This is a genomic window from Micromonospora sp. WMMC264 (assembly GCF_027497275.1).
GTDB classification, from domain to species: domain Bacteria; phylum Actinomycetota; class Actinomycetes; order Mycobacteriales; family Micromonosporaceae; genus Micromonospora; species Micromonospora chalcea.
Genome location: NZ_CP114907.1, coordinates 6,668,537 through 6,693,046 on the forward strand (window position 1 = coordinate 6,668,537; position 24,510 = coordinate 6,693,046).

At 72.1% G+C, this 24,510-nt stretch carries 23 protein-coding genes; 11 read left to right on the plus strand and 12 right to left on the minus strand.

Annotation, left to right across the window (positions count from 1 at the left end; genetic code table 11):
- Positions 1 to 10 precede the first annotated feature (10 nt).
- Positions 11 to 364, minus strand: a complete 354-nt coding sequence (locus O7542_RS29920; RefSeq protein WP_043328352.1) for a chorismate mutase — start codon at positions 362 to 364, stop codon at positions 11 to 13.
- A 288-nt stretch (positions 365 to 652) separates the two neighbouring features.
- Between O7542_RS29920 and pcrA the strand changes: the two genes are divergently transcribed.
- Positions 653 to 3,046: a DNA helicase PcrA gene (pcrA, locus tag O7542_RS29925; protein WP_281605515.1), complete on the plus strand. Its 2,394-nt coding sequence runs from the start codon at positions 653 to 655 to the stop codon at positions 3,044 to 3,046.
- 60 nt (positions 3,047 to 3,106) lie between these two features.
- On the opposite strand, the gene O7542_RS29930 is transcribed toward pcrA, so the two are convergent.
- Positions 3,107 to 3,868, minus strand: coding sequence for a M23 family metallopeptidase (locus O7542_RS29930; protein WP_176722804.1), 762 nt, complete (start codon positions 3,866 to 3,868; stop codon positions 3,107 to 3,109).
- Positions 3,869 to 4,127: 259 nt separating this feature from the next.
- Positions 4,128 to 4,838, minus strand: coding sequence for a M23 family metallopeptidase (locus O7542_RS29935; protein ID WP_043328356.1), 711 nt, complete (start codon positions 4,836 to 4,838; stop codon positions 4,128 to 4,130).
- Between the two features lie 402 nt (positions 4,839 to 5,240).
- On the opposite strand from O7542_RS29935, the gene O7542_RS29940 reads away from it, so the two are divergent.
- The 3 genes from O7542_RS29940 to sucD all read left to right on the plus strand — a co-directional run bounded on the left by O7542_RS29940 (position 5,241) and on the right by sucD (position 8,148).
- Entirely contained in the window at positions 5,241 to 5,645 is a 405-nt protein-coding gene (locus O7542_RS29940; protein WP_030501512.1) for a cobalamin B12-binding domain-containing protein, read from the plus strand.
- Positions 5,646 to 6,079: 434 nt separating this feature from the next.
- A complete protein-coding gene (gene sucC, locus O7542_RS29945; protein WP_043328357.1) occupies positions 6,080 to 7,258 on the plus strand; it encodes an ADP-forming succinate--CoA ligase subunit beta in 1,179 nt (392 codons plus the stop codon).
- A 2-nt stretch (positions 7,259 to 7,260) separates the two neighbouring features.
- On the plus strand, positions 7,261 to 8,148 hold the full coding sequence (sucD, locus tag O7542_RS29950) for a succinate--CoA ligase subunit alpha (protein WP_030501510.1): 888 nt from the start codon (positions 7,261 to 7,263) through the stop codon (positions 8,146 to 8,148).
- A gap of 56 nt (positions 8,149 to 8,204) precedes the next feature.
- Here the strand turns inward: sucD and O7542_RS29955 are convergent, their stop codons facing one another.
- Positions 8,205 to 8,474, minus strand: a complete 270-nt coding sequence (locus tag O7542_RS29955) for a hypothetical protein (RefSeq protein ID WP_043328358.1) — start codon at positions 8,472 to 8,474, stop codon at positions 8,205 to 8,207.
- 159 nt (positions 8,475 to 8,633) lie between these two features.
- On the opposite strand from O7542_RS29955, the gene O7542_RS29960 reads away from it, so the two are divergent.
- Positions 8,634 to 9,959 (plus strand): DUF6350 family protein, encoded by a 1,326-nt coding sequence (locus tag O7542_RS29960; protein ID WP_043328359.1) that lies wholly within the window; start codon positions 8,634 to 8,636, stop codon positions 9,957 to 9,959.
- A gap of 78 nt (positions 9,960 to 10,037) precedes the next feature.
- On the opposite strand, the gene O7542_RS29965 is transcribed toward O7542_RS29960, so the two are convergent.
- Complete coding sequence (locus O7542_RS29965; protein ID WP_281605516.1) at positions 10,038 to 10,583, minus strand: hypothetical protein; 546 nt, start codon at positions 10,581 to 10,583, stop codon at positions 10,038 to 10,040.
- Positions 10,584 to 10,618: 35 nt separating this feature from the next.
- Positions 10,619 to 10,915, minus strand: a complete 297-nt coding sequence (locus O7542_RS29970) for a CD225/dispanin family protein (protein ID WP_043328361.1) — start codon at positions 10,913 to 10,915, stop codon at positions 10,619 to 10,621.
- 180 nt (positions 10,916 to 11,095) lie between these two features.
- Between O7542_RS29970 and purN the strand changes: the two genes are divergently transcribed.
- The 3 genes from purN to O7542_RS29985 all read left to right on the plus strand — a co-directional run bounded on the left by purN (position 11,096) and on the right by O7542_RS29985 (position 13,875).
- Complete coding sequence (gene purN, locus O7542_RS29975; RefSeq protein WP_069088272.1) at positions 11,096 to 11,716, plus strand: phosphoribosylglycinamide formyltransferase; 621 nt, start codon at positions 11,096 to 11,098, stop codon at positions 11,714 to 11,716.
- The gene (gene purH / locus O7542_RS29980; protein WP_281605517.1) at positions 11,713 to 13,287 is read left to right on the plus strand and encodes a bifunctional phosphoribosylaminoimidazolecarboxamide formyltransferase/IMP cyclohydrolase; all 1,575 of its coding nucleotides are present in this window, start codon (positions 11,713 to 11,715) and stop codon (positions 13,285 to 13,287) included. Before purN ends, purH begins: the two co-directional genes overlap by 4 nt.
- A 147-nt stretch (positions 13,288 to 13,434) precedes the next feature.
- Complete coding sequence (locus tag O7542_RS29985) at positions 13,435 to 13,875, plus strand: hypothetical protein (protein ID WP_281605518.1); 441 nt, start codon at positions 13,435 to 13,437, stop codon at positions 13,873 to 13,875.
- A gap of 207 nt (positions 13,876 to 14,082) precedes the next feature.
- Here O7542_RS29985 and O7542_RS29990 read toward each other — a convergent pair whose 3' ends face one another.
- The 5 genes from O7542_RS29990 to O7542_RS30010 form a co-directional block, all read right to left on the minus strand.
- On the minus strand, positions 14,083 to 15,111 hold the full coding sequence (locus O7542_RS29990; RefSeq protein ID WP_104114344.1) for a dipeptide ABC transporter ATP-binding protein: 1,029 nt from the start codon (positions 15,109 to 15,111) through the stop codon (positions 14,083 to 14,085).
- Positions 15,095 to 16,132 (minus strand): ABC transporter ATP-binding protein, encoded by a 1,038-nt coding sequence (locus tag O7542_RS29995; RefSeq protein ID WP_064446559.1) that lies wholly within the window; start codon positions 16,130 to 16,132, stop codon positions 15,095 to 15,097. The genes O7542_RS29990 and O7542_RS29995 overlap by 17 nt, the downstream gene beginning before the upstream one ends.
- Before the next feature lie 6 nt (positions 16,133 to 16,138).
- Entirely contained in the window at positions 16,139 to 17,095 is a 957-nt protein-coding gene (locus tag O7542_RS30000; protein ID WP_030501500.1) for an ABC transporter permease, read from the minus strand.
- Positions 17,088 to 18,026 carry an ABC transporter permease gene (locus O7542_RS30005; RefSeq protein ID WP_043328367.1) on the minus strand — a complete coding sequence of 313 codons (939 nt, stop codon included), beginning with the start codon at positions 18,024 to 18,026 and terminating at the stop codon, positions 17,088 to 17,090. The genes O7542_RS30000 and O7542_RS30005 overlap by 8 nt, the downstream gene beginning before the upstream one ends.
- A gap of 89 nt (positions 18,027 to 18,115) precedes the next feature.
- A complete protein-coding gene (locus O7542_RS30010) occupies positions 18,116 to 19,714 on the minus strand; it encodes an ABC transporter substrate-binding protein (RefSeq protein ID WP_064446556.1) in 1,599 nt (532 codons plus the stop codon).
- Between the two features lie 390 nt (positions 19,715 to 20,104).
- Here O7542_RS30010 and O7542_RS30015 point away from each other — a divergent pair, with 390 nt between their 5' ends.
- Together O7542_RS30015 and O7542_RS30020 are read left to right on the plus strand one after the other, a co-directional pair.
- Entirely contained in the window at positions 20,105 to 20,968 is an 864-nt protein-coding gene (locus O7542_RS30015) for a bifunctional methylenetetrahydrofolate dehydrogenase/methenyltetrahydrofolate cyclohydrolase (protein WP_043328369.1), read from the plus strand.
- A gap of 98 nt (positions 20,969 to 21,066) precedes the next feature.
- Positions 21,067 to 22,017 carry a malate dehydrogenase gene (locus tag O7542_RS30020; RefSeq protein WP_043328370.1) on the plus strand — a complete coding sequence of 317 codons (951 nt, stop codon included), beginning with the start codon at positions 21,067 to 21,069 and terminating at the stop codon, positions 22,015 to 22,017.
- 133 nt (positions 22,018 to 22,150) lie between these two features.
- Here the strand turns inward: O7542_RS30020 and O7542_RS30025 are convergent, their stop codons facing one another.
- Positions 22,151 to 22,948 (minus strand): MBL fold metallo-hydrolase, encoded by a 798-nt coding sequence (locus O7542_RS30025; RefSeq protein ID WP_064446554.1) that lies wholly within the window; start codon positions 22,946 to 22,948, stop codon positions 22,151 to 22,153.
- 139 nt (positions 22,949 to 23,087) lie between these two features.
- Between O7542_RS30025 and O7542_RS30030 the strand changes: the two genes are divergently transcribed.
- Complete coding sequence (locus tag O7542_RS30030; RefSeq protein ID WP_043328372.1) at positions 23,088 to 24,305, plus strand: NADP-dependent isocitrate dehydrogenase; 1,218 nt, start codon at positions 23,088 to 23,090, stop codon at positions 24,303 to 24,305.
- The last annotated feature ends 205 nt before the right edge of the window (positions 24,306 to 24,510 follow it).

Consider the following 24,510-nt stretch of genomic DNA (forward strand, 5'->3'; position numbering starts at 1 on the left):
CGTCACGGCGTCACAGCGGGCCGCGACCGGCGCGCAGCAGCAGGAGCGCGAGCTGGGTGCCGTCCGCGCCGAGCTCGGCCCGGAACCGCTCCAGGATCTCCCGTTCGCGGGAGAGCACGAGCCGGGTCCCACCGGAGGCCATCCGGGTCGCGCCGACCTCCTGGGAGAGCGCGGCCCGCTCCTGCCAGAGCGCGATGAGCGTGCTGTCGATCTCGTCGATCCGCCGCCGGATCTCACCGATCCGCTCGGCGGCCGTCGCGTCGTCGGTGCCGGTCCGGGACGCCGCGGCGCCGCTCGGGTCGGCGTCGGCCGGCCGGCCGTTGCGCGCCGGGCTGCCGCTGGACTCCACCACGTCAGTCATCATCGTCGTCCCTCTCGGGGCTCGGGCCCGGTACCCGGATCCCGGGACGGAAACGCCCCGGGCTCTCCGAGCCCGGGGCGTTTCGTAGGTCTGTGATCAGGCGCGACCCACGGCTGCCGGACTCCCGGTGCCGTAGTAAAAGTAGAAGCGCTGATCGAACACGTCGTCGAGTATGCCGACCACCCGGGCGGGCGCGCAAGAAGACGCACCAACAGGTGAGACGTGCCGCCGGGCGCCGACCGGCCGCGCGGGCGGGGAAGTGTCCGGCCGACGGCATAGACTCGGACTGCGATGCATCCTCTCTTCGACATCCCCGCGTCCCCGCCTGCGCCGGAGTCCCGGCCGACCCCGCCGCGCCGCCCCGGGGCCCCCGGGTCGGACCCGCAGGCCCTCCTCGACGGCCTGAACGGCCCCCAGCGGGACGCGGTGACCCACGCCGGCTCCCCGCTGCTCATCGTGGCCGGCGCCGGCTCCGGCAAGACCCGGGTGCTGACCAACCGGATCGCCTACCTGCTCGCCGCCCAGGACGTGCATCCCGGCGAGATCATCGCGATCACCTTCACCAACAAGGCCGCCGGCGAGATGAAGGAGCGGGTGGCCGCGCTCGTCGGCCCGCGCGCCCGGATGATGTGGGTGTCGACGTTCCACTCCGCGTGCGTACGCATCCTGCGGGCCGAGCACGAGCACGCCGGCCTGAAGTCGACGTTCTCGATCTACGACGCGGACGACTCGCGCCGGCTGATGCAGATGGTCGCCCGCGAGCTGGACCTGGACCCGAAGCGCTACCCGGCCCGGGGTCTGGCCGCCCAGGTGTCGAACCTGAAGAACGAGCTGGTCGACCCGGAGGAGTTCGCCGGCCGGGCCAAGGGGCCGAACGAGCGGGCGCTGGCCGAGGCGTACACGCTCTACCAGCGGCGGCTGCGCGAGGCGCACGCGCTGGACTTCGACGACCTGATCATGACCACGGTGCACCTGCTCCAGTCGCACCCGCACGTGGCGGAGAGCTACCGGCGGCGGTTCCGGCACGTGCTGGTCGACGAATACCAGGACACCAACCACGCCCAGTACGTGCTGATCAAGGAGCTGGTCTCCGGCACCGAGGGGATCCCGCCGGCCGAGCTGTGCGTGGTCGGCGACGCCGACCAGTCGATCTACGCGTTCCGCGGCGCGACCATCCGCAACATCCTGGAGTTCGAGCGGGACTTCACCGACGCCCGCACGATCCTGCTGGAGCAGAACTACCGCTCGACCCAGACCATCCTCAACGCGGCGAACGCGGTCATCGACCGCAACACCTCCCGCAAGCCGAAGCGGCTGTGGAGCGACGCCGGGGCCGGGGAGCAGATCGTCGGGTACGTCGCCGACACCGAGCACGCCGAGGCCGACTGGGTCGCCCGCGAGATCGACCGGCTGGTCGACGACGGCGACACCCGCCCGGGCGACGTGGCCGTCTTCTACCGCACCAACGCCATGTCCCGCGTGTTCGAGGAGGTGTTCATCCGGGTCGGCCTGCCCTACAAGGTGGTCGGCGGGGTGCGCTTCTACGAGCGCAAGGAGGTCCGCGACGCGCTCGCGTACCTGCGCGCGGTGGTGAACGACGACGACACGGTCAGCCTGCGGCGGATCCTGAACACCCCGCGCCGGGGCATCGGCGAGCGGGCCGAGGCGTGCGTGGAGGCGCTGGCCGCGCGCGACCGCATCTCCTTCGGCGCCGCGCTGCGCCGGGCCAAGGACGCACCAGGCATCTCCACCCGGGCCGCGAACGGCATCGCCGAGTTCGTCGCGCTGCTCGACGCGGCGCGGGAGCTGGCCGCCACCGGCACGCCGGAGGAGGTGCTGGAGGCGGTGCTGACCCGCTCGGGCTACCTGGCCGAGCTGGAGGAGAGCCTCGACCCGCAGGACGCCGGCCGGGTGGACAACCTCCAGGAGCTGGTGAGCGTCGCCCGGGAGTACACCGAACGGATCGAGGCGCTCGGCGCCGAGGACGAGCGGGCCACCCTGGCCGGGTTCCTGGAGCAGGTGGCGCTCGTCGCCGACGCCGACCAGATCCCCTCCGACGACCCGGACCACCAGGGCGTGGTCACACTGATGACGCTGCACACGGCCAAGGGCCTGGAGTTCCCGGTGGTCTTCCTGACCGGCCTGGAGGACGGCGTCTTCCCGCACCTGCGCTCGCTCGGCGACACCCGGGAGCTGGAGGAGGAGCGGCGGCTGGCGTACGTGGGCATCACCCGGGCCCGCCAGCGTCTCTACCTGTCCCGCGCGGTGACCCGGTCGGCGTGGGGCGCGCCCGCGTACAACCCGCCGTCGCGGTTCCTGGAGGAGCTGCCGCCGGAGCTGGTCCGCTGGGAGCGCACCGAGGGGTCGTACACCTCGTGGGGTGGCGGGGGCGGCGGCGTCGGCGGCCGGGCGGACCGCCTGGGCCGCGGCGGCTTCGCCGGCGGCACGCCGAAGGCGACCGAGCTGGCGAAGCGGCTGGGCGTGGACGCCAGCCGGCTGTCCACGGCGAGTGAGCTGAAGCAGGCCCCGAAGGTCTCGGCCGGGGACCGGGTCAACCACCAGCGGTACGGCCTGGGCCGGGTGCTGGCGGTGGAGGGGGCCGGGCCGGGTGCCCGGGCGCAGATCGACTTCGGCGACCAGACGATGTGGCTGGTGCTGCGGCACGCCCCGATCGACAAGCTCTGAGCGTGAGCGGGCCCGGCCCGGCTCGTGGCCGGACCGGGCCCTGCCCCTGTCGTGGCGCGGTCAGCAGGCCACGTCGATGCCCCGCGCGCGCAGGAACGGCGCCGGGTCGATCTGGTTCCACATGGCGCCCTGGTGCACCTCGAAGTGCAGGTGCGGGCCGGTGGAGTCGCCGGTGGAGCCTTCGTAGCCGATGACCTGACCGGCGGTGACCTTGTCGCCCACGGCGACGGCGAGCCGGCTCTGGTGGGCGTAGTGGGTCAGGTAGCCGTTGTGGTGGTCGATGAAGACCGAGATGCCGTAGCCGTCGCCCACGTCGCCGGCCTTGACCACAGTGCCCGCCGCGGCGGCGTGGATCGGGGTGCCGGCCGGCATGGCGAAGTCGATGCCGGCGTGCTGGGTGCCCCAGCGGGGCCCGTAGCAGGACGTGATGTCCGCGCCCTTCATCGGGATGACCCAGGTCGGCTTCTTCGCCACCGCCTTCTTCGCCACGGTCTTCTTCGGCTTGGGCTTGGCGGTGGCCGTCTTCTTCGGCGCCGGGGTGGTCGCGCTCGGGCTCGGCGCGGGGCTGGCCGGGACGGCGGACGGGGTGATCGGTTCGCGGGCCGAGCGGTCGGCGCGGGCCGCGTCGTCGACGCGGGCCTGTACGCCGAGGTCGACGGCGGCCGGCGTCGGCGCGGACCGGTCGGCGACGGTGACCACGCCGCCGATGCCGAGGCCGAGCAGGGCCACCGCGCCGGTGACCACGTATGCGGTGCGCCGGGCGCGACGCGGACGCCGGTGCCGGGCGGGAGCGTTGTCCGGGGTGGGGCTGCTGTGCTGCACGGGATCCTTCACCAGTCGAGGGGCACGTGACCACGAAATACTGGTGTCGGCGCAGGTGGTGGCGGGTATCGGGTGGCCGGAGCGGTGGCTGCGGGCCGTCGCGCCGTGCCCGGTTGCGGACCGGACGGGCGGTTCATCGGCGAAGACGATCACCTACCGATGTGGTCCCGCTCACACTGGCGGGTGTGACGTGGCAGACTTCCGCCAAACGAAACCGCCCGGATCGTGTGATCCGGGCGGTGACGGGGCGTACTGAGCGTCAGGAGGCGGCTACGTCGCCGTAAATCGCTTCGATTTCGAGCTGGATGTCCACTCCGCGCTCCTTGAGGAACGCCACCGGGTCCTGCGGCTGGCCCTTGACATGGATCTCCAGGTGCAGGTGGGAGCCGTAGGAGTGGCCGGTGTTGCCGACCAGGCCGAGCTGGTCGCCGGCCTTCACCTCCTGGCCCTCCTTGACCGACACGGCGGAGGAGTGGCCGTAGATGGCCTCGGTGCCGTCGGAGTGCTTCACGATCACCGCGTAGCCGTAGCCGCCGAACCAGCCCGCCTTGGTGACCGTCCCGGCGTGGACCGCCTTGTACGGCGTGCCCTCCGGCGCAACCAGGTCGATGCCGGTGTGCAGCTTGCCCCAGCGCATGCCGTAGGGGGACTTGAAGTCGTAGCCGTGCAGCGGCAGGAGCCACGGGTCCTGCTCGGTGATCTTGCTGTCGGTGCGGTCGGACCGGGACGCGCGGTCGGCGCTGTCGGCACGGGCCGCCGCATCCTGGCTGGCGACCGAGGCCTGCCGGAGCTCGTCGAGGACCGAGGGGTTGACGCTCTTGGCGTCAGGAAGGGCGTTCGCGCCGATGGCGACGATGCCGGCGCCGACGAACGCGGTGGTGACCACCGCCGCGTAGCGGCTCCGCGGGGGGGTGGGTACGCGACGGCGGCCGCGATAGCGATCGGGCTCAGACGACAGGCGCTGGCGCACGCACACCCTCCGTTGTCGGGGATCCGATGCGACTCCGGACCGTTCGGTGAAGCTCGGTGGAACCTCCGGTGTCGCGTCGTCACCCGTCCGTGGACCTGATGACAACCGTGGACACGTTAGCCAACTGCCACTCCTGTCACAAGCCGAAGCGCCGAACTGGCGATTCGTTATGTCCGTTTCCATCCTGGCTTGTCATGTCTCGTGCCGCCGGTCGGATGGGCCTCCGACTGTCCATTCGTCGCGGACAGTGACCGATCGGCGGAGGTGTCCGGCTTTCCGCGTCCGCGCCTGAGCGGTAGGAGAGTAGCCCGGGCGTGGGACGGTCCAGGCCCCGCTTTCCGCCCCCCGCTCCGCCGGGTTACCGTTCGTTCAGGTCAGTGTCCTGGTGAAAGGTGTGCGCAGATGAGCTCTCGTATCCGGGTCGTCGTCGCGAAGCCCGGCCTGGACGGCCACGACCGGGGCGCGAAGGTCGTCGCGCGTGCCCTGCGCGACGCGGGCATGGAGGTCATCTACACCGGCCTGCACCAGACGCCAGAGCAGATCGTGGAGACCGCCATCCAGGAGGACGCGGACGCGGTCGGCCTGTCCGTGCTCTCCGGCGCGCACATGACGCTGTTCAAGCGCGTACTCGAACTGCTCGCCGAGCGCGAGGCCACCGACATCGTGGTGTTCGGCGGCGGGATCATCCCCGAGGCCGACCTGCCGGAGCTGGAGCGGCTCGGCGTCGCGAAGATCTTCACCCCCGGCGCGACCACCGGGTCGATCGTCGAATGGGTGCGGGAGAACGTGGCCCAGCCGGTCGGCTGACCCGCCGCATCTGCGGCTCCGGGCACGGGGGAGGGGCCGGACGCACCCCTCACACGCCCGGCCCCTCTATGCACGATGCCCCGCCGCCACCCCTCGACCGACAGGGCATCGGCCGCTCCCGTCGTCGCGCTTGACCAGCGCTCCGACATCACACTCAACGACGCCCCCGACCGGCGGTTACGCCCGGTCCGGCACATCCCCCGGACGGCTGACAACCGCGGCCGCCGCCGCGTGCCGGCGCCGCCGGAAACCGGTGCCGGCCGAAGAGGGCTGTGCATTACCGCACACCCCGCACCCGCTCGGTTGCCGCCGGTTCCCATCTCGTTAGGCTGCGGCAAATGGCCTGTCTCTTCTGATGACAGGCGTCAAACTGATTTTCCAACGCTGGTGGCGGCGCGACGGCGCGCCGCGGAGACGGGACGGGACGCGCAAACGTGGACCTGTACGAGTACCAGGGGCGGGACCTGTTCGAGCGGCACGGCTTGCCCGTGCTCGCCGGCGGCGTCGCCACTACCCCGGAGGAGGCCCGCGCGATCGCCGAACGCCTCGGCGGTCGGGTGGTCGTCAAGGCGCAGGTGAAGGTCGGTGGCCGCGGCAAGGCCGGCGGCGTGAAGCTGGCCGAGGGCGCGGAGGAGACGGTGGCCCGGGCCACCGACATCCTCGGCATGGACATCAAGGGTCACACCGTCCACAAGGTCATGATCACCGTGACCGCGGACGTGGCCGAGGAGTACTACTTCTCTTACCTGCTCGACCGGGCGAACCGCACCTTCCTCTGCATCGCCAGCGTGGCCGGCGGCATGGACATCGAGCAGGTCGCCGCCGAGACGCCCGAGAAGGTCGTCAAGGCTCCGATCGACGCCAACACCGGCGTCGACGAGGCGAAGGCCCGGGAGATCGTCACCGCGGCCGGCTTCCCGGCCGAGGTCGCCGACCAGGTCGTCGACGTCGCGGTGAAGCTGTGGCAGGCGTTCGTCGCCGAGGACGCCACGCTCGTCGAGGTGAACCCGCTGGCCACCACCAAGGACGGCAAGCTGCTGCTCCTGGACGCCAAGGTCACGCTGGACGAGAACGCCGCGTTCCGGCACCCGGACCACGAGGCCCTGGTCGACCAGGCGTCGGTGGACCCGCTGGAGCAGGCCGCCAAGGCCAAGGACCTCAACTACGTCAAGCTCGACGGCGAGGTCGGCATCATCGGCAACGGCGCGGGCCTGGTCATGTCCACGCTCGACGTGGTCGCGTACGCGGGCGAGCGGCACGGCGGCGTCAAGCCAGCCAACTTCCTCGACATCGGCGGCGGCGCGAGCGCCGAGGTGATGGCGAACGGCCTGGAGATCGTCCTGTCCGACCCGTCGGTCAAGAGCGTCTTCGTCAACGTCTTCGGCGGCATCACCGCGTGCGACGCGGTCGCCAACGGCATCGTGCAGGCCCTGGCGCTGCTGGAGCAGCGCGGCGAGAAGGCCACCAAGCCGCTCGTCGTCCGTCTCGACGGCAACAACGCCGAGGCCGGTCGGGCGATCCTCGACGGCGCGGCCAACCCGCTGATCCAGCGGGTCGACACCATGGACGGCGCGGCCGAGCGGGCCGCCGAGCTGGCAGCTGCGGGGGTCTGACAATGGCTATCTGGCTGACCAAGGACTCCAAGGTCATCGTGCAGGGGATGACCGGTTCCGAGGGTTCCAAGCACACCCGGCGGATGCTCGCCGCCGGCACCAACGTGGTCGGCGGCGTGAACCCGCGCAAGGCCGGCACCACCGTCGACTTCGACGGCACCGAGCTGCCCGTCTTCGCGTCCGTCGCGGACGCGATGAAGTCCACCGGCGCGGACGTCACAGTCATCTTCGTGCCGCCGCAGTTCACCAAGGCCGCCGTGGTCGAGGCGATCGACGCCGGCATCGACCTGGCCGTGGTGATCACCGAGGGCGTGCCGGTGCACGACACCGCCGCGTTCTGGGCGTACAACAAGTCCAAGGGCGAGCGCACCCGGATCATCGGCCCGAACTGCCCGGGCATCGCCTCGCCGGGCGCGTCCAACGCCGGCATCATCCCGGCCGACATCACCGGCTCCGGCCGCATCGGCCTGGTCAGCAAGAGCGGCACGCTGACCTACCAGATGATGTACGAGCTGCGCGACATCGGCTTCTCCACCTGCGTCGGCATCGGCGGTGACCCGATCATCGGCACCACCCACATCGACGCCCTGGCCGCCTTCGAGGCGGACCCGGAGACCGACGCGATCGTCATGATCGGTGAGATCGGCGGCGACGCCGAGGAGCGGGCGGCCGAGTTCATCAAGGCCAACGTCACCAAGCCGGTGGTCGGCTACATCGCCGGCTTCACCGCCCCGCCCGGCAAGACCATGGGTCACGCCGGCGCGATCATCTCGGGCTCGGCGGGCACCGCCGACGCCAAGAAGGCGGCGCTGGAGGCGGTGGGCGTCAAGGTCGGCAAGACCCCGACCGAGACCGCCAACCTGATGCGGGAGCTCATGTCCGGCCGCTGAGCGGCCGTACCACGCGCCGAGGGGGCCGACCGGGGAACCGGCCGGCCCCCTCGCGTTCAGCGGTACCAGTACGGGTAGTACGAGTTGCCCCGGGCCCGCACGATGGCGCTGGCGACGATGTTGATCACACCGAACGCGATGGCCAGCCAGCCGAGCAGCTGCGACTTGCCGTTGCGCCGCGCGTCGCGGATCGACAGCGCGCCGAAGACGATGCCCAGGATGCCGCAGCAGAACAGGCCGAAGACGATGCCGAGGACGCCCCAGAGCGTGGTCCGGTCCCGGCCGACGGCCGGCGGCGGCGGTGGTGGCGGATACGGAGCGTGCACGGCTTCCTCCGAACGGTAGGCGCCGCGACGGGAATGGTCGCGTCTGAGGCCGAGGCTAGACCGGATCACCACCGCTGAGGCGGGGGTTCGGCGAACTCGCCGCGCTGCCGACCCGGTATCGGACTGCCGTCCTTCCCGCGGCGTGCCAGAGTAGACCCGATGTCACGTGTCACCCCTGACCAGCCACGCCGTCCGGCTTCCGGTCCCCGCGCCGGGGAACGGCCACCCGGCCGCGCCCGCCCGGCCGCGCGGGTGCCCGCGCCGCGCTCGGGCGAGGAGCCGCGCAGCCGGGCGCCGTTGCCCGTCGCGGCCGGGGTGGCGGCGCTCTGGGCCGCGCTGACCTCGTGGCTGCCGGTCTCCGTCGTGCTGGGCCTGGCCCAGCTCAGCGAGGACGCCGGCTCGCTCGGTGGCGCGCTGCGCGCCGGCCTGGCCGGCTGGCTGCTCGGGCACGGCGTGCCGCTGCAGACCACAGCCGGGCCGCTGGGCCTGATCCCGCTCGCGCTGAGCGCGCTCGCCGTCTGGCGGCTCACCCGCGCCGGCGTGCACGTCAGCCGAGCCGTCGGCGCGCGCGGGGCCGGCTCGCCCCGCCAGGCGCTCACCGTCGCGGCCGCCGTCGGGATCGCGTACGCGCTGCTCGGCGCGCTCGCCGCGTTCGCCGTCGACGCGGGCGGGCTGCGGGTCTCCCCGGTCACCGCCGCGCTCACGTTCGCCGCGTTCGGCGTGCCGGCCGCCCTGGTCGGGGCGCTGCGCACCACAGGCGTCTGGGCGCTGCTGACCGCGCGCTGCCCACCGCCGCTGCGCGACGGCCTGCGTACCGGCCTGGTCGCGGCGCTGCTGCTGCTCGGCGCGGGCGCGGGGGCGGCCGGACTGGCGGTGGCCACCGGCGGCGGCGACGCGGCCGACATGATCGGTGCCTACCGGACCGGGGTGGCCGGTCAGGCCGGCATCACCCTGGTCAGCCTCGCGTACGCGCCGAACGCCATCGCCTGGTCGGCCAGCTACCTGCTCGGTCCCGGGTTCGCCGTCGGCACCGACACCGCCGTCCGCACGAGTGAGGTGTCGGTCGGCGCGCTGCCGGCCGTACCGTTGCTGGCCGGCCTGCCGCGCGGCCCGATGGACGGGCTCGGCGCCGCGCTGCTCGCGGTGCCGGTGCTGGCCGCGATGGCGGCCGGCTGGCTCCTGGCCCGGCGGCTGATCCGGGCGGCCGCCGAGGAACGGGCCGATGTGGCCTGGCCGGCGCTGCTCGGGCCGGCCGCGCTCGCCGGACCGGTGGCCGGCGTGCTGCTGGGGCTGGTCGCGGCGGTCTCCGGCGGGCCGCTCGGCGGCGGACGGCTGGCCGAGGTCGGCCCGTCGCCCTGGCCGGTGGCGGTGGTGGCCACCCTGGTGATCGCGGTGGGCGCGGTACTCGGCGCGGCCGCCACCCGCACCCTGACCCGCCCGGCGCGTCCGGCACCCCCGCCCCGCGCCACCCCGGCGCCCCGCTGATCCGTCCGGCGCCGCGCGGGGAGAGAGACGCGCGAGGGGCGCCCGGCGGTTGCCGGACGCCCCTCGTTCGAACGACGGTCAGGCGCCGAAGTTGTTCATGTTGATCGCAGCGCCCGCGATGGCGCTGACGATGCCGACGACCACGCCGACGGCGCCGCAGATCAGGGCGGCCCGCGCCTGGCCGGCGTTGCTGGCCTCGCCCGCCTGGACCTTCTTCTGGCCGAGCACGCCGAGGACGACCGCCACGATGCCGGCCGGGACACCCAGCAGCGGGCAGCACAGGCCGAGCACGATCGAGGCGATGCCGACGATCATGCCGGCCAGGCCCATGGTGTTGTTCTGGCCCTGACCCTGCGCCGGGCCGGCCGGGTAGCCGGCGGTCGGGTACTGCGGCGCGGCACCGTACGGCTGCTGCTGCTGCGCGTACGGGTCCTGGCCGTAGGCGGGCTGACCCGAGGTGGGCTGGCCGTACGGCTGGCCCGACGTCGGCTGCTGGCCGTACTGCGGCTGCTGGCCGTACTGCGGGGCCTGCGGCGGCTGGGCGTACGGGTCGTTCGGCTGAGCGGTCGGGTCCTGGTTCGGCTGCTGGCCGTACGGGTCCTGGCCGGGGTAACCGGGCTGCATGTCTGGGTGCTCCTCAGGTTCGGTTCGGTTGTGCGTCAGTTGCTGCCGCTGTTGCCGGCGATACCAGCCAGGCCGCCGAGGAGGCAACATCCCACCACGATGATGGCGATCCAGGCCAGGCCGGCGATGAGGGCCCACTTGGACCACTTCTTGGACTCGGCGGCGGCAGCCTGGGCGCCGGCGTAGTCGCCCTGCTGGATCAGCGGGTTGACCTTCGACGCGTTGATGATGGCCGGGATCGCGAGCGGCCAGAACAGGAAGATCGCGACGATGGACATCGTCATGTTGTTGTCGATCTGCTGTGGCTGCTGCGGGGGGTATCCGGGCTGCATGCGACGTACTCCTCGGTCCGACGGCACGCGGCGTGCCGGATTCTTCGTGGGGGTGCGGGCCGGGCGCGAGGCCGGACACCGGGCGACCGGCAGCGTACCGCGAGCACGCCACCCGAGAGGTCAACCGTTGAGCCGCCGCCCCGAGGCCGGGCCGCCTGACCTGCCCGATAGGGTTGCCGCGTGACCGAGCCCGCGTCCGTCGCCCGCCTCGTCGTCCTCGTCTCCGGTTCCGGCAGCAACCTCCAGGCGCTGCTGGACGCCACCGCCGACCCCGGCTTCGGCGCCCGGGTCGTCGCCGTCGGCGCCGACCGGGACGGGATCGCCGGCCTGGACCGGGCCGCCGCCGCCGGCGTGCCGTCCTTCGTCGAGCGTGTCAAGGACCACCCCACCCGCGCCGACTGGGACAAGGCGCTCACCGCGCGGGTCGCCGAGCACCGGCCGGACCTGGTCATCAGCGCCGGGTTCCTCAAGCTGGTCGGGCCGGAGTTCCTGGCCGCGTTCGGCGACCGCTACCTCAACACGCACAACACGCTGCTGCCGGCGTTCCCCGGCATCCACGGCCCCCGTGACGCGCTGGCGTACGGCGTGAAGGTCACCGGGGCCACGCTGTTCTTCGTCGACGCCGGGATGGACACCGGGCCGATCGTGGCCCAGGTCGCCGTGCCGGTGCTCGACGGCGACGACGAGGACACGCTCACCGAGCGCATCAAGTCCGCCGAGCGGCGCCAGCTCGTCGAGCAGGTCGGCCGCCTGGTCCGTGAAGGCTGGACGATCACCGGAAGAAAGGTCACCATCCCGTGAACGCCACTGAGGACGCCGGCCGCCGCCCGATCCGGCGCGCGCTGGTCAGCGTCTACGACAAGACCGGCCTGGCCGAGCTGGCCCGCGCCCTGCACGGGGCCGGCGTGGAGATCGTGTCGACCGGGAGCACCGCGTCGACGATCTCCGGCGCCGGGGTGCCGGTCACGCCGGTCGAGCAGGTCACCGGCTTCCCGGAGATCCTCGACGGGCGGGTCAAGACGCTGCACCCGAAGATCCACGGTGGTCTCCTCGCCGACCTACGCAAGGACGCGCACGCCGCCCAGCTCGACGAGCACGGCATCGCCGGCATCGACCTGCTGGTCTCCAACCTCTACCCGTTCCAGGCCACCGTCGCCTCCGGCGCCGACACCGAAGAGTGTGTCGAGCAGATCGACATCGGCGGCCCGGCGATGGTGCGGGCCGCGGCGAAGAACCACGCCTCGGTCGCGGTGGTGACCGACCCGGCCGCGTACCCGGCGGTGCGGGCCGCGCTCGCCGACGGCGGTTTCACGCTGACCCAGCGCCGGGCGCTCGCTGCCCGGGCCTTCGCCGACATCGCCGACTACGACGTGGCGGTGGCCGACTGGTTCGCCACCACCGTGGCGCCGGCCGAGGACGGCTGGCCGCAGTTCGCCGGGCTGGCGCTGCGCCGCCAGGCCGTGCTGCGGTACGGCGAGAACCCGCACCAGGCGGCGGCGCTCTACACCGATCCGGGCGCGCCGGCCGGGCTGGCCCAGGCCGAGCAGCTGCACGGCAAGGAGATGTCCTACAACAACTACGTCGACGCGGACGCCGCCTGGCGGGCCGCCAACGACTTCCCGGACCAGCCGGCGGTGGCGATCATCAAGCACGCCAACCCGTGCGGCATCGCGGTCGGCGCGGACGTGGCCGAGGCGCACCGCAAGGCGCACGCCTGCGATCCGGTCTCCGCGTTCGGCGGGGTGATCGCGGTGAACCGGCCGGTCGACGCGGCGATGGCCGGCCAGGTCGCGGAGATCTTCACCGAGGTGCTGGTGGCGCCCGGCTTCGACGAGGACGCGCTGGAGCTGCTGCGGGCCAAGAAGAACCTCCGCCTGCTGCGGGCGCCCGAGTTCGCCGTGCGGCCCGCCGAGTGGCGGCAGGTCAGCGGCGGCGTGCTGGTGCAGTCGCGGGACGCCGTCGACGCGCCCGGCGACGACCCGTCCGGCTGGACGCTGGCCACCGGCGACCCGGCCGACTCCGCGACGCTGCGCGACCTGGCGTTCGCCTGGCGGGCGGTCCGCGCGGTCAAGAGCAACGCGATCCTGCTGGCCCGCGACGGCGCCACCGTCGGCGTCGGCATGGGTCAGGTCAACCGGGTGGACTCGGCGCGGCTGGCGGTCAGCCGCGCCGGCGACGAGCGGGCCCGCGGCTCGGTCTGCGCCTCCGACGCGTTCTTCCCGTTCGCCGACGGCCCGCAGATCCTCATCGACGCCGGGGTACGGGCGATCGTCCAGCCGGGCGGCTCGATCCGGGACGAGGAGACCATCGCGGCCTGCAAGGCGGCCGGCGTCACCATGTACCTGACCGGGACGCGGCACTTCTTCCACTGACCAGGCCGTAATCGCCCGGGTGCGTCGGTCGTCCACCCGACGGACGCACCCGGACGCCGGGCCGTTGCCCGCCGCCGGAACCGGTTGCTAGCGTGTGCGCGGCGACGATCGACCGTCTCCGCCGCCCGTGAGACCGGCAGGTGTGCCATGCGCGTTCGCGACCGGTTGACCGCCGTCGTCGTCACGCTGGCCTTCGTCCTGGCCGGACTGGGATCGGCCGCCGCGCCCGCCGTCGCACCGGCCCCCGCCCCGATCGTTGCCGCGCTCGCCGCCGCGCCGCCCGCCGATACGCCCGCCGCCGCGCCACCTGCCGGAACGCTCGCCGCCGCGCCGGCCGCCGGAACGAGCCCGGTCGCGCTGCGTACCGCGTACCCCGGAATCTCCTGGTCGGAGCTTGCCGCCGGGCCGTGGCACGACCACGGCGGCGGCCTCGGCTACGCCGACGGACCGGACGACCTGGCCCCGGCCGCGCTCCCGCGCGTGGCCGGTCCGGCCGTGCCGGAACCCGTCGTGCCCGCGCCCCGGCCGCCGGTCGTGCCGCTGCCGCCGCGCGGCCCGCTCGCCGCGCGCGCCCCGCCGGCCGCCTGAGCCACGCCGGACCCGGGACCCGCACGCCGGGACACCTCACCCGAGCCGCACCGGACCGCCGCGTCGACCCGGCGGTTCCGTCGCGGGACACCGATCACGTACGGCGGCGCGCCTCAACGCCGCCGGGATCGCCCCGGGTCCACGCCCAACCCGCCGCAGCGGAGGCCCCGCCCCCTCTTCCTCCGGGGGACGGGGCCTTCGTCGCGCTCACACGTCGGTGCGGACCTCGGCGAAGTGGCAGGCGCTGGGGTGCGGGTCCGCCGCCCGGGGCACGGTCTGCGGGTCCTGGACCGCGCAGACCTCCTCGGCCTTCCAGCAGCGGGTCCGGAAGTGGCAGCCGGACGGCGGGTCGGCCGGGCTGGGCACGTCGCCGCTGAGCCGGATGATGGTCTGCCGGTCGCGGGCCTCCGGATCGGGCACCGGGACCGCCGACAGCAGCGCCTGGGTGTACGGGTGGGTGGCCCGCTGGTAGATCTGCTCCTCGGTGCCGATCTCGACGATCCGGCCCAGGTACATCACCGCGACCCGGTCGGAGATGTGCCGCACCACCGACAGGTCGTGGGCGATGAAGATGTACGACAGCCCGAACTCGTCCTGGAGCTGCTCCAACAGGTTGATCACCTGGGCCTGGATGGAGACGTCGAGCGCCGACACCGGCTCGTCGCAGACGATGATCTCGGGCCGCAGCGCGAGCGCCCGGGCGATGCCGATGCGTTGCCGCTGGCCGCCGGAGAACTGGTGCGGGTACCGGTTGACGTGTTCCGGGTTGAGCCCGACCACGTCCAGCAGCTCCTGCACCCGCTGCCGCCGGCTGCGCTTCGGCGCCACCTCCGGGTGGATCTCGAACGGCTCGCCGACGATGTCGCCGACAGTCATCCGCGGGTTGAGCGAGGTGTACGGGTCCTGCATCACCATCTGCATGTTGCGGCGCAGCCGGCGCAGGTCCGCCCCGCCGGCCCGGAGCAGGTCGCGGCCCTCCAGCGTGACCCGCCCGGCGGTGGGCGTCTCCAGGCGCATCAGCAGCCGGGCCAGCGTGGACTTGCCGCAGCCGGACTCGCCGACCACGCCGAGCGTCTCACCGCGCCGCAGCTCGAAGGAGACGCCGTCGACCGCCTTGACCTGGCCGATGGTCTTCTTGAACAGCACGCCCTGGCTGATCGGGAAGTGCTTGACCAGGTGGTCGACGGAGAGGATGGTCTCGCCGCGCACCTTCGTGGCGTCAGCCGGCGCTGTCATCGTGCACCTCCTGCGCGAAGTGGCACGCGCTGGTCCGCCCGTCGCCGAGCACCAGGTCGTGCGGCACCTCGTCCACACAGACCTGCTGGACGTACGGGCACCGGGGGTGGAACGGGCAGCCGGAGGGGATCGCCATCAGGTTCGGCGGCAGGCCGCGGATGCTCGACAGCTCCTGGCCGCGCACGTCCAGGCGCGGGATCGACTCCAGCAACCCCTTCGTGTACGGGTGGGCCGGCGCCCGGTACAGCGCGTGCACGTCGGCGTGCTCGACGATGCGGCCCGCGTACATGACCGCGATCCGGTCCGCGACACCGGCGACCACGCCCAGGTCGTGGGTGATCAGGATGAGCGCCGTGCCGAGGTCGCGGCGCAGGTCGGCCAGGAGGTCCATGATCTGCGCCTGCACCGTCACGTCCAGCGCGGTGGTCGGCTCGTCGGCGATCAGCACCTTCGGGTCGAGAGCCAGCGCCATGGCGATCATGACCCGCTGGCGCATGCCGCCGGAGAACTGGTGCGGGTAGTCGCCGAGCCGCTTCGCCGCGGCCGGGATCCGGACCAGGTCCATCAGCTCGATCGTGCGCCTGCGCGCGTCGGCCCGGGACATCCCGGCCCGTTCGCGCAGCGACTCGCCGATCTGCCAGCCGACCGGGAAGACCGGGTTCAACGCCGACAGCGCGTCCTGGAAGATCATCGCGATCTCGGTGCCCCGGATCTGACGGCGTTCCTCCTCCGGCCGGGTCAGCAGGTCCCGCCCCTGGTAGAGGATCTGCCCGCCGCGCACGTACGCGGGCGGGGTGTCCAGGATGCCCATGATCGCCTGGGCGGTGACGGACTTGCCGGAGCCGGACTCGCCGAGCACCGCGAGCGTCTCCCCGGCGTCCAGGTGGTACGTCACCCCGTTGATGACCCGGGCCACGCCCTCGCGGGTGCGGAACTCGACGTGCAGGTCCCGTACCTCCAGCAGGTGCCCGCCCGGCGGGGTGGGCGAGGCCGGCGTGGGCCGGGCCGACGACTGGGTCATGGGTTGTCACCGCAGCTTCGGGTCGAAGGCGTCGCGGATCGCGTCGCCGAGCATGATGAAGGCGAGCACGGTCAGGGCGAGGAAGGCCGACGGTACGATCAGCGGCGTCGCCGACTCGCGCATGTGCACCCGCCCGGCGTCGATGTCGATGCCCCAGGAGATGGTCGGCGCCTTCAGGCCGATGCCGAGGAAGCTCAGCGTCGCCTCGGCCGCGATGAACGAGCCGAGCGCGATGGTGAGCACCACGATGGCCGGGGCGAGCGCGTTCGGCAGGATGTGCCGCCACATGATCCGACCGTTGCCGGCCCCCAGCATCCGGGCTGCGGCAACGTAGTCCTGCTCCCGGGCGGTGATCACCGAGGAGCGGACCACCCGGGCCGCTGTGGTCCACCCGAGCAGCGCCAGCACGAAGATCACCGCGAACAGCCGTACCGTGTCGCCGCTGGTGCTGACCCGCTTGAGCAGCACGATCGCGGCGAGCAGCAGCGGGATGCCGAGCACGATGTCGATCACCCGGGAGAGCACCGCGTCGACCCAGCCGCCGAAGTAGCCGGCGAGCATCCCGACGACGAGCGCGATCACGCCGGTGATCAGCGCGGAGAGCGCCCCCACCAGCAGTGAGGCGCGGGCGCCGTAGACCGCGCGGGCGAACGTGTCGCAGCCCTGGAAGTCGTACCCGAAGATGGCCCCGCCGGACGGCCCGGCGTGCTGGCGGGAGAGCACGCAGTCGCGCGGGTCGTTCGCGGCGAACAGCCCGGGGGCCACCGCCATCGCGGCGACGAGCACCACCAGGAGCAGGCTGATCCAGAAGACCGGGTTGCGGCGCAGGTCCCGCCACGCGTCCCCGGCCAGGCTGCGGGCCCGGTCGGGGCGCCCGGCCCGGCCGGGCGTGCCCGGTTCGCCGGAGACGCCGCGCCGCGCCGCCTGGTTCTCGGTGGCCGCCACCGTCTCGAAGTCACTCATAGCGGATCCTCGGGTCGAGGACGGCGTAGAGCACGTCCACCACCAGGTTGGAGAGCAGGTAGACCACGACGAGCACGCTGACGATGCCGACCACCAGGGGGCCGTCCTCGGTGCGGATGCCGCGGAACAGGTTGAAGCCGACGCCGGGCACGTTGAACACGCCCTCGGTGATGATCGCGCCGCCCATCAGGTTGCCCAGCTCGACGCCGAGGAAGGTGATCACCGGGATGAGCGAGTTGCGCAGCACGTGCACGCCGACGATGCGGCGTCGCCGCAGGCCCTTCGAGCGGGCGGTGCGGACGTAGTCGGCGCGCAGGTTCTCGGTCACCGAGGTACGGGTCAGCCGCAGCGCGGTGGCCAGGGACAGCGAGCCGAGCACGATGCCGGGCAGCAGCAGCGCGTAGAAGGAGGGTTGCGCTCCGGCGGTGGGCGGGAAGATCGGCCAGCGTACGCCGAGGAAGTACTGCGCCAGCGGCGCGAGCACGATGGTGGGTATGCCGAGCACCAGCAGCGTGAGCACGAGCGTGGCGTGGTCGAACACGCCGGAGCGGCGGATGGCCGCGATCACGCCGGCGGTGACTCCGAAGATCACCGTGACCGCCATCGCGATCACCGCCAGCTTGAGGGTGACCGGCCAGGCGGCGGCGAGGATGTCGCTGATCTGCCGCCCGGTCAGCGACTGCCCGAGGTCACCCTGGACCAGGCCGCCGAGGTAGTTGAAGTAGCGGTAGAAGAAGCCGCCGACCCCTGTCGCGTCCAGGTGGTACTTCTCGGTCAGGTAGGCCCGCTGCGCGGGGGTCACCGGCCGCTCCCCGGCGAGGGCCTGGATCGGGTCGCCCTGCCCGGCGAACATCAGCGCGTAGACGATCAGAGTGGTCCCGAAGAAGGCGAGGACCATCTGCAGGAGTCGCCGCAGGATGAAGCGGAGCATGCTGGCAAGTCTGCCGAAAACGGCGCAAATGCGGGCCAATGCCAAGGCCGGGCCACCCGGTGGGGGTGGCCCGGCCCGTCAGCAGGGTGTCAGGCGAGTTCGATCTTCAGCAGGTCCACCCGGTCGAAGAGGTCCACGTGCACGTTCTTGACCTTGGTCGAGTGGCCGAAGTTGTTCTGCCCGTACCGCAGCGGGATCACCGGCATGTCCTGCGCGAGCAGGTCCTCAGCCGCCTGGTACTTCTTGATCGCCTCGTCCTCGGTCGCCGCGCGGGCGCCCTCGGCGAGCAGCTTGTCGAACTCCGGGTTGCTGTAGCCGTAGTAGTTCGACGAGCCGGTGCTGCTGTACAGCGGGCCGAGGTAGTTCTCCATGGACGGGTAGTCCATGACCCAGCCCATCCGGAACAGGCCGACCGGCTGCTTCTTCTTGACCTTGGTCAGCAGGTCCGCGAACTTCGGCTCGGCGGTGCCGACGCAGTCCACGCCCAGGTTGGCCTTGAGCTGGTTGCAGGTGGCGTCGATCCAGTCCTTGTGGCCGCCGTCGCCGTTGTAGGACAGCTCGATCTTCTTCGGGCCGCCCGCGGCCTCGTACATGGCCTTGGCCTTGACCGGGTCGAACGCGCCCGCGGTGCCGATGGTGTTCTCCCGGTAGCCGGCGACCACCGGCGAGACGAACGAGCGGGCCGGCCGCTGCGAGTCCTTGAAGATCGACTTGGTGATCTCGTCCCGGTCGATCGCCATCGAGATGGCCTTGCGCACCTCGGGCTTGCTGAACTCCTCCTGGAACGTCGGGAAGGCCAGCACCTGCAGCGACGAGGCCGGGCTCTCCTGGTAGCGGTCGCCCAGGTCGGTCGCGGCGGTGGACAGGTTCTCGGTCGGGATCGTCTTGATCACGTCGAGGTTGTCCGACAGCACGTCCGCGTACGCGGCGGTCGGCTGCTGGTAGATGCGGAACTCGACACCGGCGACCTTGGGCTGCTGGCCCGGGAAGGCGTCGTAGCGCTCCACCTCGACCTTGGCGTCGTGCTGCCAGCTGCCCTTCATCTTGAACGGGCCCTGACCGATCGGGGCCTGCTCGTAGCCCTCGGCCAGTACGCCCGGCGCGGAGAAGGCCGCCTTGGGCAGCGGGTAGAAGGCGGTGTAGCCGAGCATCGACTTGAAGTCCACGTACGGCTCGTTGAGCGTCACGGTGAAGGTCAGGTCGTCGACCTTCTGCAGGCCGCTGAGCGTCTTCGCCTTCGGCGTCTCGCCCTGGAGGTCGTCGTAGCCGGCCACCTTCTCGAAGAAGTAGCTGGAGTTCTGGCCGTTCGGGGCGTACGCGCCGTAGTTCCAGGCGTCGATGTAGTTGTCGGCGGTGACCTTCTCGCCGTTGTGGAACGTGTAGCCGGGCTTCAGCTTGATCGTCCAGACCTTGTTGTCCGACGTCGTCACCGAGTCCGCCGCCACCTCGTGCGGCTTGTTCGCCTCGTCGTAGTCGACGAGCGGGCTGAACAGGGCCGACAGGACCTGGGAGCCGCTCGTCTCGTTGGTGTTTGTGGGCACCAGGTGCTGCGGCTCGGCGATCTCGATCCGCACGGCCGCGTCGGGGTTGCCGGCACCGCCGCTGCCGCCGCCCGAGCCGCAGGCCGTCAGGCCGAGCGTCACCGCGAGCGGGAGCGCGGCCCAGGCCGCGAGCCTACGAACACGCATGGGGTCTCCTCATCTCCTCACGCTGCGCGGTCGTCCCGACGTTGGGTGACTCTGCGCAACGAGCGGTAACGGTAGGTCGCGGTTCGGCCCATCGACAACTGGCGCGTGGTTGATCGATGACGGATCGTGTTCGCCCTGTCTTGTCGTTGCCGCTCGCGCGTGCTAAACCTCGCTCCTGCCTGGTTCTTTCCTGGTTGCCTCTGTTCCGGTCCGCGCGTGGCCGGGCGGTCTGCGACGGCTGTTCCCGCTGTCCGGTCCCTGCCCGTCCGGGTGTGACCGGGCTGCGGCGTCACCGTGATTGGTGACTCTCCGTGACTTAGCGCACGTTGCGCAGCGTGATCGTCGGCCGTCGTCGTCCGGGCCCGCCAGCGGGCGTGAGACGATCACGACGTGACGGCGACGATCCTGGACGGCAAGGCCACCGCGGCGGAGATCAAGGACGAGCTACGGGCCCGGGTCAAGGCGCTCGCGGAACGCGGCATCACCCCCGGCCTCGGCACGGTGCTGGTCGGGGAGGACCCCGGCTCCCAGGCGTACGTCAACGGCAAGCACCGCGACTGCGCCGAGGTCGGCATCGCCTCGCTGCGGGTCACGCTGCCCGCGGACGCCACCCAGGAGCAGCTCGACGCGGCTCTGGCCGAGCTGAACGCCGACCCGGCCTGCCACGGCTACATCGTCCAGCTCCCGCTCCCCGGGCACCTCGACACCCAGCGCGCGCTGGAGTCGATCGACCCGGACAAGGACGCCGACGGGCTGCACCCGGTCAACCTGGGCCGGCTCGTCCTCGGGTACGACGCTCCGCTGCCCTGCACCCCGCGCGGCATCGTGGAGCTGCTGCGCCGCCACGACGTGCCGCTGCGCGGCGCGAACGTGGCCGTCGTCGGCCGGGGCAACACGGTCGGCCGTCCGCTGGGCCTGCTGCTGACCCGGCGCAGCGAGAACGCCACGGTGACGCTCTGCCACACCGGCACGCTCGACCTCGCCGCGCACACCCGCGCCGCCGACGTCGTCATCGTCGCCGCCGGCGTACCGGGTTTGCTCACCGCCGACATGGTCAACCCGGGCGCGACAGTGGTCGACGTCGGCATCACGCGCGTGATCGGCGACGACGGCAAGGGCCGCTACACCGGCGACGTCGACCCGGAGGTCGCCGAGGTCGCCGGCAAGCTCGTGCCGATGCCCGGCGGCGTCGGTCCGATGACCCGGGCGATGCTGCTCACCAACGTGGTCGAACGGGCCGAGCGGGCGGGCTGACACCCACCCAGGTCATAACCGTCCGCCCCTGGCCCGATCGGTGCCAGGATGGCTGATACGGTCCGGAAAACCGACTGGGATCAGGGAGTGGGACGACCATGGGTAAGAAGGTCACTGTCGTCGGCGCCGGCTTCTACGGCTCGACCACCGCACAGCGCCTGGCCGAGTACGACGTCTTCGACACCGTCGTGATCACCGACATCGTGGAGGGCAAGCCGGCGGGTCTCGCGCTCGACCTCAACCAGTCCCGCGCGGTCGAGGGCTTCGAGACCAAGGTTGTCGGCGTCACCACCGGCCCGAACGGCGAGGGCTACGACGCCATCGAGGGCTCGGACGTGGTCGTCATCACCGCCGGCCTGCCGCGCAAGCCCGGCATGAGCCGGATGGACCTGCTGGAGACCAACGCCAAGATCGTCCGGCAGGTCTCCGAGAACGTCGCCAAGTACGCGCCGAACGCCGTCGTCATCGTGGTGTCCAACCCGCTCGACGAGATGACCGCGCTGGCCCAGCTCGCCACCCAGTTCCCGCGCAACCGGGTGCTCGGCCAGGCCGGCATGCTGGACACCGCCCGCTTCACCAACTTCGTCGCCGAGGCGCTGAGCGTACCGGTGAAGTCGGTACGGACCCTGACGCTCGGCTCGCACGGCGACACGATGGTCCCGGTGCCGTCCAAGAGCACCGTGAACGGCAAGCCGCTGCGTGACGTCATGCCGGCCGAGCAGATCGAGGAGCTGGTCGTCAAGACCCGCAACGGTGGCGCCGAGGTCGTCGCGCTGCTCAAGACCGGTTCGGCGTACTACGCCCCGTCCGCCGCCGCGGCCCGGATGGCGAAGGCAGTGGCCGAGGACTCCGGCGAGGTCATGCCGGTCTGCGCCTGGGTCGACGGCGAGTACGGCATCTCCGGCGTCTACCTGGGCGTCGAGGCCGAGATCGGCGCCGAGGGCGTGAAGCGGGTCGTCGAGACCGACCTGGACGCCGACGAGCTGGCCGCCCTGAAGGAGGCCGCCGAGGCCGTCCGCGCCAAGCAGGGCGACGTCGCCAGCATGTGAGCCCGACCAACCGCGCAGAAGGCCCGCCGGCTTCCGCCGGCGGGCCTTCCGCTGTCCCGCCCGCGTCTCTTCCCGCCCTCCCCGTCGATCATGAAGTTGACGGCGTATTCGATCTCCAATTCCGCCGCCAACCTCATGATCGAGCCGGTCGGGGGTGGGGGGTGAAGGGAGCGGTCAGGTGGGGGGTGGCCAGGGTGGCGGGGGAGAGGGTTGCCAGCAGGGTCGTGCGGGAGTGGCGGGCTTCGTCCGGGTCCACCTCGTGGGCGTACGCCAGCTCCGGGGCGACCAACTGGATCGCGTGCACGAGCAGGTCGCCGGTGATCAGGAGGCGCTCGTCGTCCGCCTCGATGAGCACCGACTGGTGACCCGGCGTGTGGCCTGGGGTGTGCAGCAGCCGTACCCCCGGGGTGAGGGGCGTCTCGCCGTCGACCACCCGCAGGCGGCCGGCGGCGCGCAACGGCCCCAGGAGCCGGGCCGGCAGTTCCGGGTGGAACAGCTCCAGCGCGTCCAGCTCGGCGCGCTGTACCAGGTGGTCCGCGTTCGGGAACAGCGCGCCGGCCCAGCCCACGTGGTCGGTGTGCAGGTGGGTGAGGACCACGGTGCGGACGTCGGCCGGATCGATCCCGGCGGCGGCCAGCTCGGCCGGCAGCCGGCCGGGGACCGGCGCCCAGCTCGCGGCGAGCGAGTCGGCCGGGCCGATGCCGGCGTCGACGAGCGTGACCGGCCCGTCGCCGGTCCGCACCGCGAACGCGCGGAACCGCAGCCACCACCGGCCGTCGGCGGTGACGGCGCCCGGGTCGAGCCGGTCGGCAGCCGCCCAGTGCGCCTGGGTGGCGCCGGGAAACGCCTCGCCGCGGGGCTGGAAGAAGGGCCCCTCGCCGTCGGACAGCGCGGTGACCGTGATAGACCCGAGGGTGCGGCTGCGCGGCATCGCACGATGATGCCAGCGGGTCGCGGTACGGCGCAGCCCGCTTTTCCGGCGGCCCACCCGGGCCGCCTGGGGACTGCCGGCCAGTTTCCAGTACGCTCGTACTGCTTGAGCACGTGTCCCCCGAGAGGAGCGCCGGCCGATGGCGAAGATCAAGGTAAACAACCCGGTCGTGGAGATCGACGGCGACGAGATGACCCGGATCATCTGGAAGCAGATCCGGGAGCAGCTGATCCTGCCCTACCTCGACGTCGACCTGCACTACTACGACCTGTCGATCCAGCACCGTGACGCCACCGACGACCAGGTCACCGTCGACGCCGCCAACGCCATCAAGGAGCACGGCGTCGGCGTCAAGTGCGCCACCATCACCCCGGACGAGGCCCGGGTGGAGGAGTTCGGCCTGAAGAAGATGTGGCGGTCGCCGAACGGCACCATCCGCAACATCCTCGGCGGCGTGGTCTTCCGCGAGCCGATCATCATGTCGAACGTGCCGCGGCTCGTCCCGGGCTGGACCAAGCCGATCATCATCGGCCGGCACGCGCACGGCGACCAGTACAAGGCCACCGACTTCGTCGTCCCCGGCCCGGGCACGGTGACCATCACCTACACCCCGGCCGACGGCGGCACCCCGATGGAGATGGAGGTCGCCAACTTCCCCGGCGGCGGCATCGCCATGGGCATGTACAACTACGACGAGTCGATCCGGGACTTCGCCCGCGCCTCGTTCCGGTACGGCCTGGACCGCAACTACCCGGTCTACATGTCCACCAAGAACACCATCCTCAAGGCGTACGACGGCCGGTTCAAGGACATCTTCGCCGAGGTGTTCGAGAACGAGTTCAAGGCCGAGTTCGAGGCCGCCGGCCTCACCTACGAGCACCGGCTGATCGACGACATGGTCGCCGCCGCGCTCAAGTGGGAGGGCGGGTACGTCTGGGCCTGCAAGAACTACGACGGTGACGTGCAGTCCGACACCGTCGCGCAGGGCTTCGGCTCGCTCGGCCTGATGACCTCGGTGCTGCTCTCCCCGGACGGCCGCACCGTCGAGGCCGAGGCCGCCCACGGCACCGTCACCCGGCACTACCGGCAGTACCAGAAGGGCGAGAAGACCTCGACCAACCCGATCGCCTCGATCTACGCCTGGACCCGGGGCCTGGCCCACCGGGGCAAGCTGGACGGCACCCCGGCGGTCACCGAGTTCGCGAACACGCTGGAGAAGGTCATCGTGGACACCGTCGAGGGCGGCCAGATGACCAAGGACCTCGCGCTGCTCATCTCGCGGGACGCCCCGTGGCTGACCACCGACGAGTTCATGAACGCGCTCGACGAGAACCTGGCGCGCCGGCTCGCCGCCTGACGTGTAAGGAAGGGCCCCTTCTTAACGCCTCGCGTTGTAGAAGGGGCCCTTTTTAACACCTCAGGGCTGTCGGGGCGGCGTGACCTCGCTCGGTGCGTTCTCGTTGACAGGGTGGACGAGATGCCAGTCGCGTCCGTGAAGGTGGGCCGTCGCCGCGCGCCGGCCGGCCGACCTTCGAGGCTGCTGAGCGCAGCCAGCCGTCCCT

Bases quoted from the DNA above. Each gene is read 5' to 3' on its own strand.
- O7542_RS29970 (WP_043328361.1), bottom strand. From the start codon at position 10,915: ATGCAGCCCGGATACCCCCCGCAGCAGCCACAGCAGATCGACAACAAC.
- O7542_RS29920 (WP_043328352.1), bottom strand. From the start codon at position 364: ATGATGACTGACGTGGTGGAGTCCAGCGGCAGCCCGGCGCGCAACGGC.
- O7542_RS29990 (WP_104114344.1), bottom strand. From the start codon at position 15,111: ATGACAGCGCCGGCTGACGCCACGAAGGTGCGCGGCGAGACCATCCTC.
- pcrA (WP_281605515.1), top strand. From the start codon at position 653: ATGCATCCTCTCTTCGACATCCCCGCGTCCCCGCCTGCGCCGGAGTCC.
- O7542_RS29995 (WP_064446559.1), bottom strand. From the start codon at position 16,132: ATGACCCAGTCGTCGGCCCGGCCCACGCCGGCCTCGCCCACCCCGCCG.
- O7542_RS30000 (WP_030501500.1), bottom strand. From the start codon at position 17,095: ATGAGTGACTTCGAGACGGTGGCGGCCACCGAGAACCAGGCGGCGCGG.
- O7542_RS30020 (WP_043328370.1), top strand. From the start codon at position 21,067: ATGGGTAAGAAGGTCACTGTCGTCGGCGCCGGCTTCTACGGCTCGACC.
- O7542_RS29940 (WP_030501512.1), top strand. From the start codon at position 5,241: ATGAGCTCTCGTATCCGGGTCGTCGTCGCGAAGCCCGGCCTGGACGGC.
- O7542_RS29965 (WP_281605516.1), bottom strand. From the start codon at position 10,583: ATGCAGCCCGGTTACCCCGGCCAGGACCCGTACGGCCAGCAGCCGAAC.
- O7542_RS30010 (WP_064446556.1), bottom strand. From the start codon at position 19,714: ATGCGTGTTCGTAGGCTCGCGGCCTGGGCCGCGCTCCCGCTCGCGGTG.
- O7542_RS30030 (WP_043328372.1), top strand. From the start codon at position 23,088: ATGGCGAAGATCAAGGTAAACAACCCGGTCGTGGAGATCGACGGCGAC.
- O7542_RS29985 (WP_281605518.1), top strand. From the start codon at position 13,435: ATGCGCGTTCGCGACCGGTTGACCGCCGTCGTCGTCACGCTGGCCTTC.
- sucD (WP_030501510.1), top strand. From the start codon at position 7,261: ATGGCTATCTGGCTGACCAAGGACTCCAAGGTCATCGTGCAGGGGATG.
- O7542_RS29960 (WP_043328359.1), top strand. From the start codon at position 8,634: ATGTCACGTGTCACCCCTGACCAGCCACGCCGTCCGGCTTCCGGTCCC.
- O7542_RS30005 (WP_043328367.1), bottom strand. From the start codon at position 18,026: ATGCTCCGCTTCATCCTGCGGCGACTCCTGCAGATGGTCCTCGCCTTC.
- O7542_RS30025 (WP_064446554.1), bottom strand. From the start codon at position 22,948: ATGCCGCGCAGCCGCACCCTCGGGTCTATCACGGTCACCGCGCTGTCC.